The organism is Thermoanaerobaculum aquaticum (assembly GCF_000687145.1).
Taxonomy (GTDB): domain Bacteria; phylum Acidobacteriota; class Thermoanaerobaculia; order Thermoanaerobaculales; family Thermoanaerobaculaceae; genus Thermoanaerobaculum; species Thermoanaerobaculum aquaticum.
Genome location: NZ_JMFG01000050.1, coordinates 1 through 4,481, shown reverse-complemented (window position 1 = coordinate 4,481; position 4,481 = coordinate 1). Strand labels below are relative to the sequence as shown.

At 61.4% G+C, this 4,481-nt stretch carries 5 protein-coding genes and 1 pseudogene; all 6 read left to right on the top strand.

The window, feature by feature from the left end; translation table 11 throughout:
• Positions 1-594 (top strand): TPM domain-containing protein (locus EG19_RS11925; RefSeq protein WP_038050582.1); only part of this gene is annotated, 594 nt, incomplete at its 5' end.
• Positions 595-632: 38 nt separating this feature from the next.
• Entirely contained in the window at positions 633-1,547 is a 915-nt protein-coding gene (locus EG19_RS11920) for a DMT family transporter (protein ID WP_038050581.1), read from the top strand.
• 16 nt (positions 1,548-1,563) lie between these two features.
• Complete coding sequence (locus EG19_RS11915) at positions 1,564-2,544, top strand: vWA domain-containing protein (protein WP_152544064.1); 981 nt, start codon at positions 1,564-1,566, stop codon at positions 2,542-2,544.
• Between the two features lie 4 nt (positions 2,545-2,548).
• Entirely contained in the window at positions 2,549-3,313 is a 765-nt protein-coding gene (locus EG19_RS11910; RefSeq protein ID WP_053335286.1) for a nitrilase-related carbon-nitrogen hydrolase, read from the top strand.
• Positions 3,310-3,849, top strand: coding sequence for a hypothetical protein (locus EG19_RS12980; protein WP_053335285.1), 540 nt, complete (start codon positions 3,310-3,312; stop codon positions 3,847-3,849). The genes EG19_RS11910 and EG19_RS12980 overlap by 4 nt, the downstream gene beginning before the upstream one ends.
• A 240-nt stretch (positions 3,850-4,089) precedes the next feature.
• A pseudogene (locus tag EG19_RS11900) lies at positions 4,090-4,481 on the top strand (hypothetical protein); the annotation flags it as partial.

Sequence of the window (4,481 nt, the reverse complement as noted above, 5' to 3'; positions counted from 1 at the left end):
CGGCTGGAGGTGGGTTACGGTCTGGAATCCGTACTCACCGACGCCACCTGCCGGCGAATCCTGGACAACCTGGTGCGGCCGCGTTTTCGCGCTGGGGATTTTGCCGGGGGGATCGAAGCGGGCGTGGAAGCGGTGGCCAAGGTCATTCAGGGCCAAGCCCTACCGGAAGAAGCACAAAAAACCCGCCAAGAAAGAGCCGGTGGCGAGCTGGGCTTTTTCGGGACGCTTTTCTTCCTGGGAATCTTCCTGCTGGTAGTGGGGACCTTCTCCCTCGCGGCGCTCTTTTCCTCGGGGTGTCAGAGCTGGTTCATGTACCTGTTCCTCCTGCCGTTCTGGACCATGTTCCCCATGGTCCTTCACCCCACGGTGGGGCTTTTCACCGGCCTTGGTTGGCTGGTGCTGTTCCCGGTTCTCAAAGGCCTGTTGTTTGGCACCCCATGGGGGGCCGCTTTTCGCAAAGCTCACCCTGGCTTGGTGCGCATGGGCACAACCCGCTCCCGCGGCGGTTTTTGGTCGGGTGGTGGCTTTTCGGGCGGTGGTTTTTCTGGGGGTGGCGGGTCCTTTGGTGGCGGCGGTGCCTCCTCCAGTTGGTAACGGCCGTTAAAATCGACTGAGAAGCGAAAGGCGCGCCGATGCGGGAAAGCAAGGACACCAGAGCGCTTTTGGCCACGGTAGGGATGGCGGTTTTGTTTGGCACCTCGTTTGTGGCTTCAAAGGTGGCTTTGGGCGGATTTTCTCCCACCCAGCTCATCTTTTTGCGGTTTGCTATTGCTGCCCTATTTTTTGTGGCAGCCGGACGCTTTTTGCCGGCCCAAGCCCTTACCCGCGAGCAACGCAAGCAGGTCTTCCTTTTGGCTTTGCTGGAGCCCGGAATTTACTTTTTTCTGGAAGCTTACGGTTTGAAGCTGACGTTAGCTTCCACCGCAGCGGTGCTCATTTCTACCATTCCCATCTTTGTCGTGCTTTTGGAGGCCTTCTGGCTCAAGGTGCCGGTTTTGCCGCGGGAGGTGGGGCTCATCCTGCTTTCGCTTTTCGGCGTGAGCTTGCTGCTCACCGCCGGCGGCTGGGATCGGGCCCTCGGCGGCACGCTTTGGGGAAACCTGCTGATCCTCGGGGCCGCCCTTTCCGCCAGCCTCTACACCATCGTGGCCCGCAAGCTCATGGCCAGCGTAGATGCCCTCACCGTGACCCGCTGGCAAGCTGTGTTTGCGACGGCTCTTTACTTCCCCTTCGCCCTGGGCGCCTACGCCCTCGGCGGCAAGCTCCCTACGACGCCTAAGCCCTGGGTGGCCACCGTGTACTTGGGGCTGGCGTGCTCTTTTGGCGCGTATTTCCTGTTGAATTACGCCTTAAGCCGGCTGCGGGCCAGCTTTGTTTCCGCCTTTTCCAACCTGATTCCAATCGTGGCTTCGGTGTTAGCTGTGGTGTTCTTGGGCGAGACCCTTTCCACGCAGCAGGTTTTAGGAGCCGCCATTGCCATTGCGGCCATTACCGCCCTTACCCTGACCCACCGTCCCGCCCCCAGCCCACCACCGCCGAGCGGGTAAGCCCATGTGGCCCCTGGTGCTGGCGCTCGTCGCGCAGGTCCCGCAGTTTTCCGAAAAAGTCGAGGTGCGGCGGGTGGTGCTCCAGGTGCGGGTGTTGGGCGCCGATGGTTCGCCTATTTTGGGCCTGAAAGCCAACAACTTCCGCGTTTTGGTGGACGGGAAAGAGGTCATCCCCGATGTGGTGGAGTGGGTGGATCTTTCCTCCACCGGGAAGGCCCCCTCGGGCGAGAAAGGAGCTGCCCCCGAAAGCCAGCACCTGGTGGTGGTGCTGGTGCAGCGGGATCTGCAAAGGGCGCGGGCTTCTGGCCTTTTGGCGTTTCAAGGCCGCGCTGCTGAGGTGGTGGAGGGGCTTCCGGAAAACTTCAAGGTGGCGCTCCTCATTCAGGATTCGCGCCTGCACCTGGTGCAGGACTTCACCCAAGATCACAGACGGGTGGCGGAAATCCTCCGTCAGGGGCTTTTCCGAGCCTTGCCCTATCGAGCGGGAGAGCCCGAAGGCCCCAGCTTGCGCCGCTTCCTTGACGAAGAAACCTGCGCCCGCGCCGCCACCCCGGAAAAAGGCTTGCGGTTTTTAGCCCAGGCCCTGGCGAGCCTCCCCGGCCACAGACAGGTGATCCTTCTGGGCTGGGGCCTGGGGCGATTCAGCTATCCCGGGGTGTACATGCCCGCCGATTATGTGGCTGCCTCCGCGCTCCTGGAAGCCTCCGGGATTCCGGTGTTTTCCCTGGACATCACCGATGCCGACTGGCACACCCTGGAAATTGGCCTCATTCACGCCGCCGAGGACACCGGCGGGCTTTACGCCAAAACCCATCTTTTCCCGGCCCAAGCGCAAAAAAAGCTGGCAGGCGCTTTGGCCGGTTATTACGAGGTGAGCTTCCCCCGCCCCGAGGGACCGGTGGGCGTGCATCAGGTGGAGGTTCAGCTGCGCGGGGTGCAGGGCAACGTGTTTTGCCGGCGCACCTTTGCCGATCCCCCGGGTCTTCAGCTACCCTAGGTTCATGCGTGCCTACCTTTCCCGTTTTGTGTGTGGCCAGCTGGAGGAAAACCTCGAAAGATTGCAGTTTGAAGTGAGCCGGGCGGCGGCGGAAGGTGCCGATTTAGTGGTGTTCCCGGAGCTTTTTCTCACCGGCTACCGCCAAAGCCTGGAGGCTTCCCGGGCCCGGGAGGTCTTTTCCCAGCTTTCCGCTGCTCACCCGGAGACGCTGTTTGTGTTTGGCGCGGTGGTGGAAGATGGCTACAACCGGTTAACGGTTTGGCAAGCAGGGGCAGAAATCGCCCATTACCACAAGGTGCACCTCTTCCGCCCCAACCGGGAACACGAGCTGTGGAAGGAAGGGGACCGCTATGTGGCGGTGAAGCTCCCCTGGGCCACCCTGGGGCTTTTAACCTGCAACGACGTGCGCTTTCCCGAGCAAGCGCGGGCGCTGGTGCTCCAAGGTGGGGCAAACCTTCTGGTGGCGGTGGCGTGGTGGCCGTGGCGCCGGGATCACGTTTGGCGCACGCTGCTGCAAGCCCGGGCCATTGAAAACGCCTCGTGGGTTTTGGGCTGCTGCATAGCCGCCTGCACCAATCCCCAGGAGCCTTTTGCCGGCGCCGGCAACTACGCCTTCGATCCCCTGGGCAACCCCATTCCAACCCCCAACGACGTGGTGTTCGATTTGGATTTGCAAAACCCACCCCCGCTGGTGGTGGACCCCAGGGAAACAGCGAGAGACGTTACGAGCGTGGTGACGTTCACCGCAATCTCCGGAGGGCAGCGATGAGGCGTAAATCCAGGGGCAAGCAAGCGCAGTTTTTCCTGGCATTTGCGGGCCTTCACCTGGCTGCCGGCTTGGCGCTCGTGCTTGGTCTTACCTCTTGTGGAACCTCCGCCCCAGTAGAAAAGCAGCTTCCCACTATGGTTGGCCGCGTCAGCTCGGAGGGACGAGGTTACCCCTATGGCCGCAGCGACGAAGAGCCCTACGTTCACCTGGAAGAGCTGGCCACCGACGAACAGTACGGCTATACCCCAGAAAAACCGGTGAAGGTTGCCGGGTTGACTCTGGAGGGTGTGACTTCCGGGCCCCAAAAGGAAAAGGCGTTCCTCAACTCCTTGCGGGGTCCCCAAGGGCAAGTGATCGAGTACGAGCGGCTGGGTTCCTGCTGCCCGGTGGAAAGCCAAAATTCGCCGTGGGGTATGGCTCTCTTAGACGTTTTTGCCATCACCTGGGAAGGTGCCAAGGAGCCGGTGGTTTTATACCTCAACTTCTACGATGCGGGCGAGCTCCTCGTCCCCAAGGGTTTTACCCCGCGACCTTAAGCTTGGTTGTCCAGAGGAATTCGCGCTTAATGTTCGTACGCTGGCGAAGCCCCCTGGGAAGGCCGCATAGCTCCCCGCGGTCCGACGTCTTTTTCGCTTTTTTCGTTACACCCTTCTCCTCTTCAGGCCACCAAACAGCTTCCTGCGCACCCAACAGAGCTTTGGTAAATGGATGACCGCCCCGAGGCGTTGCCGGCCGCAATCTGAGCGTGTTAAGCTCCTCATTTAAAAGGAGTAGCAGTGAAGCTTGAAGAGCTTTTCGACACCCAAGCGCAGCAGGCGGTGGTGGAAGCGGTAAAAGCGGTGGAAAAGGAAAGCGCCGCAGAGGTTGTGCCGGTGGTGGTGGGAGCCGCCGGTCACTACCCGCAAGCAGCCTGGCGAGCAGCAGCGCTAGGGGCTTTGGCCGGCTCCGCCCTGGTTTCCCTGCTTCTCAAGCTCGTGGAAGTTTGGGGCTTGCCCCTGGAGTTCTGGATCCTCACCCCGCCCTTTGTGGGTGCAGCTCTGGGCTGGCTTCTGGCCTCCACCCTGCCCCCCGTGGCCCGGGTTTTTCTCACCCAGGAGGAAATGACCACCCAGGTGCGGGAGCGCGCCGAGCACGCCTTCCTCACCGAAGAAGTGTTTGCCACCAAAAA

What these genes read in the sequence shown, in the direction of transcription:
- EG19_RS11920 (WP_038050581.1), top strand. Translation starts at nt 633, where the DNA reads ATGCGGGAAAGCAAGGACACCAGAGCGCTTTTGGCCACGGTAGGGATG.
- EG19_RS11910 (WP_053335286.1), top strand. Translation starts at nt 2,549, where the DNA reads ATGCGTGCCTACCTTTCCCGTTTTGTGTGTGGCCAGCTGGAGGAAAAC.
- EG19_RS12980 (WP_053335285.1), top strand. Translation starts at nt 3,310, where the DNA reads ATGAGGCGTAAATCCAGGGGCAAGCAAGCGCAGTTTTTCCTGGCATTT.